The 14,617-nt window shown below is 67.9% G+C and carries 11 protein-coding genes and 2 pseudogenes; 6 read left to right on the plus strand and 7 right to left on the minus strand.

Annotation, left to right across the window (positions count from 1 at the left end; translation table 11 throughout):
* Positions 1 to 252: 252 nt before the first annotated feature.
* Positions 253 to 1,236: a LysR family transcriptional regulator gene (locus tag BKE38_RS03785; protein ID WP_076956039.1), complete on the minus strand. Its 984-nt coding sequence runs from the start codon at positions 1,234 to 1,236 to the stop codon at positions 253 to 255.
* A 171-nt stretch (positions 1,237 to 1,407) separates the two neighbouring features.
* Between BKE38_RS03785 and BKE38_RS03790 the strand changes: the two genes are divergently transcribed.
* The 4 genes from BKE38_RS03790 to BKE38_RS03805 all read left to right on the plus strand — a co-directional run bounded on the left by BKE38_RS03790 (position 1,408) and on the right by BKE38_RS03805 (position 7,888).
* Complete coding sequence (locus BKE38_RS03790) at positions 1,408 to 3,951, plus strand: 2-oxoglutarate dehydrogenase E1 component (protein ID WP_165694100.1); 2,544 nt, start codon at positions 1,408 to 1,410, stop codon at positions 3,949 to 3,951.
* Positions 3,948 to 5,174 (plus strand): CoA transferase, encoded by a 1,227-nt coding sequence (locus BKE38_RS03795; protein WP_076956041.1) that lies wholly within the window; start codon positions 3,948 to 3,950, stop codon positions 5,172 to 5,174. Before BKE38_RS03790 ends, BKE38_RS03795 begins: the two co-directional genes overlap by 4 nt.
* A 13-nt stretch (positions 5,175 to 5,187) precedes the next feature.
* Positions 5,188 to 6,852 carry an acyl-CoA dehydrogenase family protein gene (locus BKE38_RS03800; protein WP_076956042.1) on the plus strand — a complete coding sequence of 555 codons (1,665 nt, stop codon included), beginning with the start codon at positions 5,188 to 5,190 and terminating at the stop codon, positions 6,850 to 6,852.
* A 64-nt stretch (positions 6,853 to 6,916) separates the two neighbouring features.
* Positions 6,917 to 7,888, plus strand: a complete 972-nt coding sequence (locus tag BKE38_RS03805; protein WP_076956043.1) for a Bug family tripartite tricarboxylate transporter substrate binding protein — start codon at positions 6,917 to 6,919, stop codon at positions 7,886 to 7,888.
* A gap of 96 nt (positions 7,889 to 7,984) precedes the next feature.
* Here BKE38_RS03805 and BKE38_RS03810 read toward each other — a convergent pair whose 3' ends face one another.
* From BKE38_RS03810 to BKE38_RS33775, 6 genes and pseudogenes are all read right to left on the minus strand, one after another.
* The gene (locus tag BKE38_RS03810; protein ID WP_076956044.1) at positions 7,985 to 8,650 is read right to left on the minus strand and encodes a DedA family protein; all 666 of its coding nucleotides are present in this window, start codon (positions 8,648 to 8,650) and stop codon (positions 7,985 to 7,987) included.
* Between the two features lie 654 nt (positions 8,651 to 9,304).
* Entirely contained in the window at positions 9,305 to 10,198 is an 894-nt protein-coding gene (locus BKE38_RS03815; RefSeq protein WP_076956045.1) for an AAA family ATPase, read from the minus strand.
* Positions 10,199 to 10,216: 18 nt separating this feature from the next.
* Positions 10,217 to 10,327 carry an ATP-binding protein gene (locus BKE38_RS33095; protein WP_242662174.1) on the minus strand — a complete coding sequence of 37 codons (111 nt, stop codon included), beginning with the start codon at positions 10,325 to 10,327 and terminating at the stop codon, positions 10,217 to 10,219.
* Between the two features lie 59 nt (positions 10,328 to 10,386).
* Positions 10,387 to 10,884 (minus strand): annotated as a pseudogene (locus tag BKE38_RS33770) (AAA family ATPase); the annotation flags it as partial.
* Between the two features lie 361 nt (positions 10,885 to 11,245).
* Positions 11,246 to 11,428, minus strand: a pseudogene (locus BKE38_RS33100) (transposase); the annotation flags it as partial.
* Positions 11,429 to 11,437: 9 nt separating this feature from the next.
* Complete coding sequence (locus tag BKE38_RS33775; RefSeq protein ID WP_367595250.1) at positions 11,438 to 11,635, minus strand: antitoxin Xre/MbcA/ParS toxin-binding domain-containing protein; 198 nt, start codon at positions 11,633 to 11,635, stop codon at positions 11,438 to 11,440.
* Between the two features lie 471 nt (positions 11,636 to 12,106).
* Here BKE38_RS33775 and BKE38_RS03825 point away from each other — a divergent pair, with 471 nt between their 5' ends.
* Complete coding sequence (locus tag BKE38_RS03825) at positions 12,107 to 12,910, plus strand: alpha/beta fold hydrolase (RefSeq protein ID WP_076956046.1); 804 nt, start codon at positions 12,107 to 12,109, stop codon at positions 12,908 to 12,910.
* A complete protein-coding gene (locus BKE38_RS03830; RefSeq protein ID WP_076956047.1) occupies positions 12,907 to 14,610 on the plus strand; it encodes a PAS domain-containing hybrid sensor histidine kinase/response regulator in 1,704 nt (567 codons plus the stop codon). Before BKE38_RS03825 ends, BKE38_RS03830 begins: the two co-directional genes overlap by 4 nt.
* Positions 14,611 to 14,617 lie beyond the last annotated feature (7 nt).

Raw genomic sequence — 14,617 nt, forward strand, 5'->3', positions numbered from 1 at the left:
CCCCAGCCCGGACCCCGCCCCCGTCACCAGCGCCACCTTGTCCTTGAGCCGCATGCACGTCACCCCTTCAGCCATCCGGCGACGGGGGCGGCCCGGGCACGACGCGCGCGCCCTTGACGATACTTCCCCCTGCCCGCCGGTCTTGTCGATGTTGTGGCCCGGCGCTTTGGAGCCGGTCCGGCGGCGGCATCTTCCGGCCGGGGACCCGGGGTGGCAAAGCCCGGTCTGGGCATAACAGCTATATCATCGGCGTTATTGCACGGCCGCCAGCGCCTCGCCACGATGCTTCAGCCGCGAGCCGTCCGGGTTGCGGGTGATGCCACGCAGCACGTCCAGCGGCACCAGCCGCTCCACCTCCTCCTGCACGATGGCCATGGTGGCGCGGGCCAGCGGCGTCACCGGCTTGTTCGCCGGCGTCGCGATCACCAGCAGCGCCCGCATCGCCGCGGAGCGGAAGGGCCGCACCCGCAGCCGCCCGTCGCGCACCTCGCGATGCACGGCGCCGAAGGGCAGCACGGTGGGGCCGACGCGGCGTTCCACCAATTGCTTGAGGGCGGCGACGCAATCCACCTCGGTCAGCACGCGCGGCCGCACGCCTTCCGCTGCGCAGGCGGAATCCAGCACGCGGCGCAGCCCGTTCTCCGGCCCCGGCAGCACGCAGTCGCGCCCTGCGAGCTCGACCAGCGAGACCGGGCCGCGCGGCGCCTCGGTGCCCGCCTCGATCGGCGGCTCGATCAGGAAAAGGTCTTCCAGCAGCAGCGGCGTCGCGATCAGGCTGGGGCTGCTGCGCGCGTCGTAGAGCACCGCCAGGTCGATGCGCGCCGCCTCGCTCCATTCCAGCAGCACGGCGCTGAAGGCCTCGCGGATGCGCAGCCGCGCGCGCGGGAAGGCTGCCGCGAAACGCAGCGCCAGGTCGGCGCCCATGCTTGCGGAGAGCGAGGGCGGGATGCCCAGCGTGACGCTGCCGGTCGCGTCCAGCACGCCGGTCGACAGCTCCTCCCGCACATCGGCCAGCTGCTGCATGACGCCTTGCGCGACCGAAAGGAAGCGCCGCCCGGGCTCGGTCAGCGAGACGCCGCGACCGTGACGGTAGAAGAGCTCGCGACCCAGCGACGCCTCCAGGCTGCCGATCTGCCGGCTGAGCGCCGGCTGGCTGACGCCCAGCTGCACCGCGGCGCGCGACAGGCTGCCGGCGGCGGCGGTCTCCAGGAAATAGCGGATCTCGAGCAGATCCATGGGCGCTTTCCTCGTTGCTTGCGCCCAGCCTAGGCCGCGCGGCCCGCCCTGCCAATCCGGTTATAGCTCTTATCCGCCGCCCCGCGTTTCACGCCCGGCCCTGGCTGCTATCCTTCGGCCAAAGGGAAACGGTCCGGGGGAAGGCGCATGGCCTCGTCGCCATTGAGCAGCATGAGCTACCAGTATCTGGCCGCGCAGCAGGCCGCCTTTGCCCGGGATCCCGCCTCGGTCGAGCCCGGCTGGCGCGTGCTGCTGCAGGTGCTGGAAGAGCTCGACGCCGGCATCCCCCAGGGTGTTCCCACGGGCCATGGCGCGCTGGAAGAATGGCGCGCCCGCGGCCATCTGCGCGCCTGGCTGGACCCGCTGTCGCCGCGCCCCGCGCCTGCCGCCGATCCGCTCGAAAATTGCTATACTAGTAGCCTTGCGGTCGAGACCGCGCATATCGACGATGCTGCCCGCCGCGCCTGGCTGGTCGCCGCCGTCGAGCAGGGCGCCGGCCTGCCGCCCCTGGCCGATCCGCGCGCCCTGCTGGGAGCCCTTGTCGAGGCGCAGGAATTCGAGGCCTTCCTGGCGCTGAAATTCCCGACCAAGAAGCGCTTCGGCGCCGAAGGGGCGGAGGCGCTGCTGCCGCTGCTGAAGCGCCTGCTGGAACAGGCCGCCGCCGCCGGCGTCACCCGCGCGGTGATCGGCACCATGCATCGCGGCCGGCTGTCGATCATGGCCAATCTGCTGGGCCGCTCGCTGGCGCGGATGCTGGCCGAGATCAAGGGCGCACACCCCTTCCCCGCCGATGCGCCGCGCGCCGGCGACGTGCCCTACCACCTCGGCGACGACATCGAGATTTCTTTCAATGGCCGCGCGATCCGCGTGACCTTGCTGGCCAATCCGTCGCATCTGGAGGCGGTCGATCCGCTGGTGTTGGGCCGCGCCCGCGCTGCCCAGGATGTCGTGGGCGACAGCCAGACCGTGCTGCCGATCCTGCTGCACACCGATGCCGCCGTGATCGGCCAGGGCATCGTCGCCGAATGCATCCAGCTGGGCGGGCCAGCGGGATACTCGGTCGGCGGCGCCGTGCATGTCGTGGTCAACAACCAGATCGGCTTCACCACCGAGGCCGAGGAAGGCCGCACCTCCCGCCATTGCACCGGCGTCTGGAAGGCGGTGGACGCCGCCATCCTGCATGCCAATGGCGACGACCCCGAGGCCGTGGCGCGCGCGGCCGATATCGCGCTCGCCTGGCGCCAGGCGCAGCGCGCCGATGCGGTGATCGACCTGGTCTGCTATCGCCGCAACGGCCATAACGAGATCGACGAGCCCGGCTTCACCCAGCCTGGCCTCTATGCCCGCATCGCCGCGCATCCGCCGGTGCTGGAGAGCTTTTCGACGACGCTGCAGCAGCGCGGCCTCGTCACCGCCGACGAGGTTTCGACGCTGCTGGAAACGGCACGCGGAAGGCTGCAGGCCAGCTACGCCGAGGCCGCCTCCTTCCGCAGCAACGAGAGCGGCTACGCGCTGCGCCCACCGGCGCGCGCCGAGGACAGCGGCGTCGCGCCGGAAACGCTGCAGCGCATCGCCGACCACCTGGCCGCGGTGCCGGAGGGCGCCACCCTGCATCCGCGCATGCCGCGCATCCTGAAGCAGCGCAGCCTCGACCCCGCCGGCATCCCCTGGCCCGCCGCCGAGGCGCTGGCCTTCGGAAGCCTGCTGCTGCAGGGCGTCTCGGTGCGGCTGTCGGGGCAGGATGTGGTGCGCGGCGCCTTCTCGCACCGCCACTTCCGGCTGACCGACCGTGAGACCGGCGCGCGCCATGTCGGGCTGGACGGGCTCGACGCCACGCAGGCCCGCTTCGCCGCCTATAACAGCCCACTCTCCGAGTATGCCGTGCTGGGCTTCGAATACGGCTACAGCCTGGAGCGCCCCGAGGCGCTGGTGATCTGGGAGGCGCAGTTCGGCGACTTCGCCAATGGCGCGCAGATCATCATCGACCAGTTCGTCGCGGCGGCCGAGGAGAAATGGTGCGGCGCCTCGCGACTGGTGATGTTGCTGCCACATGGTTTGGAAGGCCAGGGACCAGAACATTCTTCTGCGCGCCTGGAACGTTTCCTGCAGCTGGCGGCGGGCGAGAACATGCGCATCGCCAATCCTTCGACCCCGGCCAACTATTTCCACATGCTGCGCGAGCAGGGGCTGGGCCGACATGACCGCCCGCTGGTGGTGATGAGCCCGAAGAAGCTGCTGCGCCTGCCTGCCGCGGTTTCGCCGCTCCACGCCTTCCTGCCGGGCGCGCCCTTCCAGCCGGTGATCGCCGACATCCCCGCAAATCCCGAGAAGATCCTGATCTGCACGGGCAAGATGGCCTATGAGCTGGAGGAGGAGCGCGCAGCCACCGGCGCGCTGATCGGCATCGTCCGTCTGGAGCAGCTCTATCCTTTCCCCGCCGAAGCCCTCTCCGCCGTCCTGAAGGAGCATCCGCGCGCGAGCATCGCCTGGGTGCAGGAAGAGCCGGAAAACATGGGCGCCTGGCGCTGGCTCGACCGCCAGATCGAGGCGCTGGCGGAAGCCAGCGGCGTCGCGCGGCCGCGGCCGGTCTATCATGGCCGCGCCGCCTCGCCCTCCCCCGCCGGCAGCTTCCACGGCGCGCATGACGCCGAGCAGCGCGCCATCGTCGAGGCCGCCTTCGGCCGAAACACCGCCCGCCAGGAGGCCGCGGAATGAGCACCATCCTTGCCGGCATGCGCATCGTCGAGGTCAGCGCCTTCATCGCAGCACCGCTCGGCGGCATGACCCTGGCGCAGCTGGGCGCCGAGGTCATCCGCATCGATCCGATCGGCGGCAATATCGATTATCGCCGCTGGCCGCTGGCACCCTCGGGACGCAGCCTCTACTGGGCCAGCCTCAATCGCGGCAAGCGCTCCATCGCTCTCGCCCTCAACAAGCCCGAGGGCCAGGAGATCGCCCGCGCGCTGATCGCCGCCCCCGGCCCCGATGCCGGCTTCCTGCTGACCAACCTGCCCGCCAGCGGCTGGATGAGCCACCAGGCGCTGTCCGCCGCCCGTGCCGACCTGATCATGCTGCGGCTGACAGGCCATTTCGACGGCAGCGCCGCGGTGGACTACACGGTGAACTGCGCCTCCGGCTTTCCGATGGCCACCGGCAGCGGCGAGGCGCCGGTCAATCATGTGCTGCCCGCCTGGGACATCGCCGCCGGCCTCTACCTGTCGACCGGCCTGCTCGCCGCCGAGCGCCAACGCCGCCGCGACGGGCAAGGCCGCGAGGTGACGCTGGCGCTGTCCGACGTGATGCTCGCCAGCGTCGGCAACCTCGGCTATCTCGCCGATGTCGCCGTCAACAACAATGTCCGCGCGCCGATGGGCAACGACCTCTATGGCGCGCTCGGCCGCGACTTCCCGACCAGCGACGGGCGGCGGATCATGATCGTCGCCATTTCCAACCGGCAGTGGCGCGCCATCGGCAAGGCGACGGGCCTGGCCGAGCGGCTGGCGATGATCGGGCCGATGATGGATGTCGACCTCGACACCGAAGGCGGCCGCTTCAACGCCCGCGGCGCCATTTTTGCCCTGCTGGAAGCCTGGTGCGGCAAACGGACGCTGTCGGAAATTGCCACCGCCTTCGAGGGCAGCGGCGTGCTCTGGGGTCCCTACCAGGATTTCGGCCAGCTGCTGTCGGAAGATCCGCGCTGCAGCACGGCCAATCCGATGTTCGCCGAGATCACCCAGCCGGGCGCCGGCCGCATCCTGGCGCCGGGCACGCCGCTGGCCTTCACCGGCGGCGACCGCCAGCCGCCCGCGCCGGCGCCGGCGCTGGGACAGGACAGCGACGCGGTGCTGGCCGAGGTGCTCGGGCTTTCTTCTGCTGCCATCGGCAAGCTGCATGATGCCGGCATCGTCGCCGGCCCTCTCTCCGACACTGCCGCCTGAAGGATTTTCGGTCATGCCCAACGATCTGAGCGGCGGCGATCGCCTTGTCTTCCAATGCGCCGCGCTGCTGGCCGCGGCAGAGAAGCTCTTCGATGGAGCGCGCAGCGCGATCGGCATGCTGGTGGCGCCGGGCCAGAAGCCCGACGCGGCGGCCTTGGAAAAGCATCAGTTCAGCGCCCATGCCCTGGCCTGGCAGGCCACCTATGTCGAGGCGCTGCGCCAGGCGCTGGACTGGGCCCGGAGACTGCAGGGATCCGGCGAGTTCGGCGCCGCCGAGCGCGCGATCCTGCATCTGGGCTTCGCCGAATACGGGGCGCAGCTGCTGGGCGGCATCCCGATGAGCCAGGCGGAGATGGCGCGCCCCGCCGATCTCAACCTGCCGGCCGAGGCCGTGGCAGCCTATGCCGCCGAGCCGGCGCTGGCCGCGCTGAACGATCGCGCCGCGCTCGAGGCTTCGCGGCTGGCGCTGACCGCCGAGATGCTGGAGGGCCGCTTCGGCCAACTGGCGCTGGAGGACGATATGCTGTCCGCCATGCGCGACCAGTTCCTGCGCTTCGGCGCCGCCGAGATCGTGCCGCATGCGCCCGGCTGGCACGGCCGCGACGAGCTGATCCCGATGGAGCTCGTCGAGAAGCTGGCCGGCATGGGCGTCTTCGGCCTGACCGTGCCGGAGGAGAATGGCGGGCTCGGCCTCGGCAAGGTCGCCATGTGCCTGGTCTCCGAGGCGCTGAGCGGCGCCTATCTCGGCGTCGGCTCGCTCGGCACTCGTGCCGAGATCGCCGCCGAGCTGGTCCGCCTCGGCGGCACCGCCGAACAACAGGCGCGCTGGCTGGCGCCGCTGGCCAGCGGCGAGGTGCTGCCCACCGCCGTCTTCACCGAGCCCAACACGGGTTCCGACCTCGGCAGCCTGCGCACGCGCGCGGTGCGGGAGGGCGATGTCTACCGCATCTTTGGCGCCAAGACCTGGATCACCCATGGCGCGCGCTCCGACCTGATGACGCTGCTGGTGCGCACCGATCCGGGCAGCACCGGCTATCGCGGGCTGTCGATGCTGCTGGCGGAGAAGCCGCGTGGCACCGAAGAGAACCCGTTCCCGGCGCAAGGGATGTCGGGCACGGAAATCCCGGTGCTCGGCTATCGCGGCATGAAGGAATACGAGATCTCCTTCGACGGCTTCGAGGTCCCCGTGGCCAACCTGCTCGGCGGCGTCGAGGGCCAGGGCTTCAAGCAGTTGATGGAGACCTTCGAGAGTGCCCGCATCCAGACCGCCGCCCGCGCGCTGGGCGTCGCGCAGAACGCGCTGGAGCTCGGCCTGTCCTATGCCCGCGACCGCAGCCAGTTCGGCAAGCCGATCCAGCATTTTCCGCGCGTGCATGCCAAGCTGGCGATGATGGCGACCGAGACGATGTTCGCCCGCCAGCTCGCCTATTTCGCCGCGCGGCAGAAGGATGCCGGGCGGCGCTGCGACATCGAGGCCGGCATGGCCAAGCTGCTGGCCGCGCGCATCGCCTTTGCCAATGCCGATGCCGCGCTGCAGATCCATGGCGGCAACGGCTATGCGCTGGAATATCCGATCAGCCGCGTGCTCTGCGATGCCCGCATCCTGTCGATCTTCGAGGGGGCGGCGGAAATCCAGGCGCAGGTGATCGCGCGCGGGCTGCTCGGCCGCGCGAACTAAGAAATACCAGGCGCCCGCAACGACGGGCCGCCTTCGTCCAGGAAATAAGAGGGAGAGTGAGACAATGAAGCGTCGTACCCTGTTGTCGCTGGCGGGCGCCGCCGCCCTGCCGGTCGCCCTACCCGCCCGCGCCGATACCTGGCCGTCGAAGCCGATCAGCATCGTCGTCGGCTTCCCGCCGGGAACGGCCACCGACAGCATCGCCCGCCTGCTCGGCGACCGGCTGAGCCAGGGCATGGGCCAGCGCTTCGTCGTCGACAACCGCAGCGGCCAGGGCGGCTCGATCGGCGCGGTTTATGTCGCGCGCGCCGCGGCGGATGGCTACACCATCACCGTCGGCGCCTCGGCGCCGCAGGCGATCAACCCGCATATCTATCCGAATCTGGGCTATGATCCGCGCGTCGACTTCACGCCGATCGCGCAGCTGGTGCAGCTGCCTTACGTGCTCGTCGCCGGCAGGCACACGGGCTTCACCTCGATCGCCGACATTGTGGCAAAAGCAAAAAGGTCGCCGGGCGAGGTGACCTTCGCCACCACCGGCAATGGCACGACCTCGCAGCTGCTGATGGCCATGCTGGCGCGCGAGGCCGGCATCAGCCTGACCCATGTCCCCTATCGCGGCACGGCGCAGTCGGTAACCGATATCGTCGCCGGCCGTGTCGACCTGACCTTCGACACGCAGATCGGCACCCTGCCCTTCATCCGCGACAACCGCGTGGTGCCGCTGGCCGTGGGCACCAAGGCGCGCCAGCCGACGCTGCCGCAGGTGCCGACCACCGCCGAGGCCGGCTTCCCCGAGACCCAGGGCGGCGCCTGGCTCGGCCTGCTGGCGCCCGCCAAGCTGCCGCAGCCGATCGTCGAGACCCTGGCGCAGAACGTCGCCAAGGCCCTGGCCGACAGCGACCTGATGCGCACCATCGCCGATATCGGCGCCGTGGTGGATTACGCGGGCCCGGCCGAGTTCGGCGCGACGCTGCGCGCCGACTACGACCGCTGGGGCGAAATCGTGCGCGTCACCGGCACCAAGATCGATTGATGCCTCCGGCGGCTTGGCTGCGCCGCATCCGCGGCGGCGCCCATTCGGGCGCTCAGCCGGCGATGCCGGCTGCAGGTCCGGCCGGAAATGCTGGCGTCACTCCACCGGCCGCCGCAACGCCGGCGTCGAGAAGCGGGTCCGGATCCAGGCCCGCGCCATCGGCGCCAGGCGCTGCCAGGCCAGCCAGCCGCCGATTCCCAGCACGGCGGCCAGGGCGATGGCCTGCGGCATCTCGTCCTTGTCGATCTGGCTGGCGATCCAGCCGCCAATGCTGCCCGGCATGATCATCACCGGCGCCCAGACGATGGCGGACAGGATGTTGGCGCTCTGGAACCGCCAATGGCCCATGCGGATGACGCCGGCGGCCAGCGGCGTCACCGCGCGCAGCGGGCCGATGAAGCGGCCATAGAAGACCGCGCTCCAGCCGAAGCGCAGGAACAGCCGCGTCGCCCAGGCATAGGGGCGGCGCCAGTTGCGCGGCAGGCGGCGGCGGATGCGGTGCGGCCCCACGGCGCGGGCCAGCCAGAAGCCCGCGGCATCGCCCAGGATGCCGCCCAGGATGCAGCCGATCAGCACCGGCCCGGGGTCCAGCAGCCCGCCGCCGATCATCGCCCCCAGCCCCAGCAGCAGCGCCGTGGAGGGCACCAGGATGCTGACGATGGGGAAGGATTCCAGGAAGGCGATGGCGAAGGTCACGGGACCCGCCCAGCCGGCATTGACGCGGATCCAGGCCTCCAACGAGGCCAGCGCGGTGTCGATCATGGACGGGTTGTAATTGAGGCCGCGCGGGGAAGCCAGACGGGTTTTTCTGTCGTCCCCCCCATAATCGAGCTTTGAAGGCTTCAACTTTATGCGTCTTGCAAGAAGAACTATAGAGCCCAGCAAATGTACGCAGCTCCATCGCACTATATTTTTTTAAGTAAATTGACATCTTGAGATGGAAAATTTGCGCGGAAAGCTTCACGTGAGAGTAGTGACAGCAGAGCTACCTACGACGCATGGAAGGCCTCCCATCTGCAGTGGATGCGAAGCCACACGATCATCGCAGACCGTTCGGAACCGGCCTGGCGAAGCTCACAGGCGGAAGGGCTGAGTGCACGAGGAGGTAGTCCTGCTCACCTCAATTGCCAAGCTCTAGAAGACATCGTGAGCTCGGCATGCTGTAAACTTGGGAGGCGAGGGTTTCCGAACCATGCAGATGCCCCGTGATCGCCATAAAGGAACGTCCTCCAGGACGCGTAGGAAGCAGGCAGCGCACCAAGGGGCAAGCTAGCAGATCACATTTCCGATGCGGAGTGGCGGTGGACGGCAAGACCACCGTGCGAGCGAGGCAAACCTCCTGCGCCTCCGAACTTCGTTATGGACGTCATCGAATACGGAGGGCTGAGCTAGGACACCTTGCCAGCCATCAACGCCTCAACCTCGGGCCCCGTTACAATCTCTCGTTCCACCAGCAAACTGCGCCAGGCGCCGGATCACCTCCGCATGCCGCCTCGCCACCGCCCTCGCCGCAGCGTAAGCCGCGTCCAGCATCCCGGCGACGCCGTGTGCCACATCCGGCTGCTCCGCGAGTAGCGCGGGGACGTCGGCAGGACCCGGCATGCCGCGCCAGACCAAGGCGCCCTGCCCCTGTCCAAGGCCCAGGGCGGTCACGACAACCGTCGCCAGCCAGGTGGCCAGGCTGAGATCGCTTTCAAGGCCGCCTTCGCTAGTTGCCGATGCCTCGCCGAGCAGCTCCTCCTTGGCGGCGCGCCCGGCCAATGCCTCCCGCAGCATCGCGAGCAGGGTCGCTCGAGTGAAAGCAGGCTGCCTGCCGTCCGAGCCCTTCCAGTGCACACGGCCTGCCAAGCCCCTTGAGGGCACAATCGTTGCCGCGATCACCGTGCCCGGGCGTTCCAAAGCCACTATCACGGCATGCCCGGCCTCGTGGATTGCCGTTCTCCTCAAGGAGGCCAGCGGCCGACTCGACACCCTCCCCCTCACCTCCGCCTCAAGGTCCGAAAGCGTGGCTCCTCGCCGGTCATGCCGCGCCCGCCGCCGCATGCCGCGGACCCAGCGTTCGGCCTCGGCGCCGGCCGAGCCGAGCCCGAGGAGCGCGAGGCGAGGCAGGTCGGCGTCCGGCAGCGCGTCGCCCAGGTGGTGGCGGAGGATGGCCGCGAGGGCCGCTTGGTCCGGCAGTGGCACCTGGATCAGGCGCTCCAGGCGCCCTGGCCGCAGGATGGCCGGGTCAAGGCGGCTGGCGTCGTTGCAGCAGCCGACGACGACCACGCCCTTGTGCCCGGCGGCGCCGTCCAGTTCCACCAGGAACACGTTGACGACTTGGACGACCTAGTCGCGCTCGCGGCGGCCGAAGGCGGCTCGGTCGCCGAAGGCGTCGATCTCGTCCACGAGCAGGATGCACGGCGCCGCCTTCGGCGCGTCGTCAAAGGTTCTCTGCATGCGCCAAGGGGGGTGCCAAGATGGCCGCCCCGCGCTCCCTGCCATTGCGCGAGCGAGCCGGTCACAAGAGGCACACCACATTGCGCAGCCAGGGCCTTGGCGAAGGTGGTCTTGCCAATGCCGGTGGGGCCGGACAGCACCGCGCCGCAGTCGACGTCACGCCACGGCAACGTACCCCTGGCGTAGTCCGCAAGGTCGCGGGCGCCATCCTTCCCCCAGCGCACGGCCTCCCGTGCAAGCCGTCCAACTTGAGCTGCTGATCGCCGACTTGCCTGCTCTTCGGCGCCTTTCTGCTCGCTCCAGACGGGGCATATGCCAGGGACTTGCCAATCCACGGCGGACCTGGCGGAGGTTCGTTCCGAAGTGCATGCTCGACCAGTAGCTTCTTCAACTCGCTGTCGGTCCGCCGCGGCGCGTGGATCGATGCCGTCACAGGGAACTGCGCCTCCTATGTAAGGGAATCCAACGAACTCGTCAGTATGCTTGGCGCGAACGGAACACTCAGCTTCCAGGGGGGCGCAGGCGGAGCGAGGGCTGCCGATGTCTGCCCGAGGCACACTTACATGTCGGGCCTGCGCTACGGCTTCACGCGGGACGGCACTCGACCGAAGTGGCTAGACTTCGTCGAATTTACCTGTACGCCAATTCCCGCTGCCGGAGCATCGGCGGGGCCTCAGGTCACCAGATGCCTCGACAGCGGAAATGGCTGTTGGACGCGACACCCGGACCCAGGTCCATACAACGGATACGGCCTGGCCTTTGAGTCCCGCTGCGCGCCGAACGAGGCGGTCAGCGGACTTGTTGGGAGAAGCGGACGGTATGTGGACGCGCTCGGAGCTGTCTGCACACCCCGTCCAGGCTGATCATCGACAGATCTCGGGAGGCGACCAGGCTTCTTCCTAGGCTCCAGGCCTTATTGATCCAGAAGAGGATGGTGGCGGTGAGGCAGACGGCGGAAATGAAGGTATGGGCGCAGCGGCCATGGCGCATGGCAAGGCGCCGCCAGTCCTTGAGCCTGCCGAACATGTTCTCGATGCGGTGCCGTTGGCGATACAGCATCCTGTCATCCGGGATGCGCTGCTTGCGGCCGCAACCGAGCAATCGGGCAGTCTACCGCAGCCTGCCTTTGGGCCGCGCCGCGTCAAGCAGACGCCTGCAGCGTTGGAGCATCCGTTCGCCGACCGACTGTTCCCATGGCGAACGACCCAATGCGGGGTGCGTGCCGCGGAGCCACATCTGCGCCCAATCCGGCTGGCCGGGAAAGCGGGCCACGACCTCCGCCTCGAGCCTGCTCCGACAGCATGCCACAACGGCGGCGGCCTCACCACTCAGCCACTTTGAAAGACTTCTCCTGGACCTCGTACCGCTGGGCCTCAATCGGTCGAAACACGCCTCGGCTCTGATCTTCCTCGGCGTGCCGGGGCGGCGCCGCGCCCATGGAGGAGGCGGGAGGCGTAGCTCTTAGGGTCTAGCTTCAGTTGCGAAAGCCAACGCGACGTCACGCTCGGCGACCTGGAAAGCCACCGTTGGCGGTACTGGCCGTGGATCACGGCCAAGGACGGGCTGTGCCCCGACTCCACAATCGTTATTGCGGTGGCGGACAGGCTTTCGCCGGACCCGTCTGCCAGATCCCGCAGCAGCTTTGCCGCCGCGAGGTACTGGAAAAGACTCCCAGTACCTCGCCATGGTGACCAGCAGGCCGCTACTAAGCCTCTGAACCCTGTCCGCTGTGCCCCTCTTCCGTTAGATTAGCTTGCCGGGCTGGCATAAGGAGCAGCGATGTCCGTCCTGAGAAGACTTAATGCGCATGTCAGCGGCTCCGGCTCGCGCGCCATGGTGTTCGCTCACGGCTATGGCTGCGACCAGAACATGTGGCGGTTCGTGGTCCCCGCGTTCCGAGATGAGTATCGCATAGTCACGTTTGACCTCATGGGCGCAGGCGGATCTGACCTGTCGGCCTACCAGCCCGAAAAGTATGCCTCGCTGAATGGCTTTTCCGATGACCTGATCGCGCTCTGTCAGGAGCTGGATGTTGAAGGCGGCGTGTTGGTCGGTCATTCCGTCAGCGCCATGATCGGTGTGCTGGCCGCGAACAGAGAGCCAGACCTGTTCGATGACCTTATTCTGGTTGGACCGTCGCCGCGCTATATCAATGATCAAAGCTATCTCGGTGGGTTTGCCGAGACGGAGATTGCAGAGCTTCTCGAGTTCTTGGACAGCAACCACATGGGTTGGGCAGGCTCAATGGCTCCGCTTATCATGGGCAACACTGACCGTCCGGAACTGGCCGGAGAATTGACGAACAGCTTCTGTCGGACCGATCCTGCGATTCTCAAACATTTCGCTCGCACGACGTTCCTGTCCGACAATCGTGCGGACCTGAGGAAGGTCCAGGCTCGCTGCCTCGTCCTGCAATGCTCCGAGGATGTCATCGCGCCTCTCGCCGTAGGGCAATACGTTCATGACGCCATTCCCGGCAGCAAGCTTGTAATCCTCCGAGCCACGGGCCACTGCCCCAATCTGAGCGCCCCGGATGAGACCATCGCGGCCATGAAGGCTTTCTTGCCGGAGCTCGCATCGTGAACGAGCAGGCATCTCGTGAGTCCCTGCAGAACGGCGACGGTGCTGCCGATTTCCAGGATCTCTTCGAGAATGCGCCCTGTGGCTATCTGTCCCTGGATCCCGAAGGCCGCATCACAAGAGTGAACCGAACCTTCACCTCTTGGACGGGGCACTCAGGTGAGACCCTTGTCGGCCGCCGCTTCCTCGATCTTCTGAGCGTTGCCGGAAAGATTTTCTACGAGACCCATTTTGCGCCGATGCTGCGAATGCAGGGGTTCTTCAACGAAGTCGCCTTTGACCTCCGCTGCGCCGAAGGTGCCGTCATCCCCGTCCTGGTCAACGCGGTCGAGCGTCTCGATGGTACGGGGCGAGCTCGCTCCATCCGCATGACGATCCTCGCCGCCTCTGACCGTCGGAAGTACGAGCAAGAGCTCCTGGAAGCGCGCCGAGCAGCGGAAAGAGCCAGCAGGGAGCTTCGCGAGGTCAACCTGACGCTGGAAGCCCGGGTTGAGGAGGCCGTCCAGAAGCGCTTGAGGGCCGAGGAGGCGCTGCGGCAAGCTCAGAAGATGGAAGCAATCGGTCAGCTCACCGGCGGCGTGGCACACGACTTTAACAATCTGCTTACAGTAATCCTGGGCAGCCTGGAACTGCTGCAGCGTCGCATGCCGCCGGATCCGATCCTGAAGAGGTTCGCCGATGCGGCAGAGGATGCAGCCCGCCGCGGGGCTCAGGTCAATGCCCAGCTCCTGGCCTTTTCCCGGCGCCAGCCGCTGCAGGCAGTGACCGTCGATGCACGAGAGGTGGTCCAGGGCATCAGCGGCCTCCTGGAGCGAACGGTTAATGGGGTGGCAACGCTCGAATTCAAGTTGCCCCAGCAGGCAATCCCCATCCATGTGGACCGCAACCAACTCGAGATGGCTTTGCTCAATCTGGTAGTGAACGCCCGCGACGCATCGCCTGGTGGTGGGCGCATCCTGGTGGAGGGATGCCGCGGAATGGTGGATGGAAGTCCGGCCGGTATCTGGATTTCCGTCATCGATGAAGGCGAAGGCATGACCCCAGAGGTTCTCGAACGCGTCTTTGAACCCTTCTTCACCACCAAGGCGATGGGCGCCGGAACCGGGCTTGGGCTCAGCATGGTCTATGGCTTCGTCCGGCAGTCCGGCGGGGACATCGACATCGTGAGCGCCCGAGGTGCGGGCACCACGATCCGCCTGCGGCTTCCAGACGCCGGGGTCGTGCTGCCGCCCACCGAGGAAGCGTCGCCGTTGGTCGAGGTCCGCCCGAGTGATGGAGAGAGCATCCTCGTGGTGGACGACGACAGCGCCGTGCGGGCCATCGCGGTCAGCACGCTGGAGCAGCTGGGCTACCCTATCCACCAAGCCAATAGCGGAGAGGCCGCATTGCGGCTGCTGCAGGCAGGACTGAAGGTCGACTTGCTCTTCACCGACGTGGCAATGCCTGGACGTCTCAACGGGATCGAGCTTGCTCGAGAAGCGCGCAGGCTCCGGCCTGACCTACGCATCCTCGTGACTTCCGGACGACTACCGGAAGGGCTGGACCTCGATGCCGTCTGGGCAGCGGGCGGAAAGTTCCTCTCGAAGCCGTTTCATCCACTTGAGCTCGCCTTGAGCGTTCAGTCCTTACTTGATGGGGAAAACCAGTTGCCTTCTGCGGCCGCGCCGTCGCACGGACCGGGCACTGCAGCCGGAACTCCTTGATGACATC

It is taken from the genome of Teichococcus deserti (assembly GCF_001982615.1).
GTDB classification, from domain to species: Bacteria; Pseudomonadota; Alphaproteobacteria; order Acetobacterales; family Acetobacteraceae; genus Pseudoroseomonas; species Pseudoroseomonas deserti.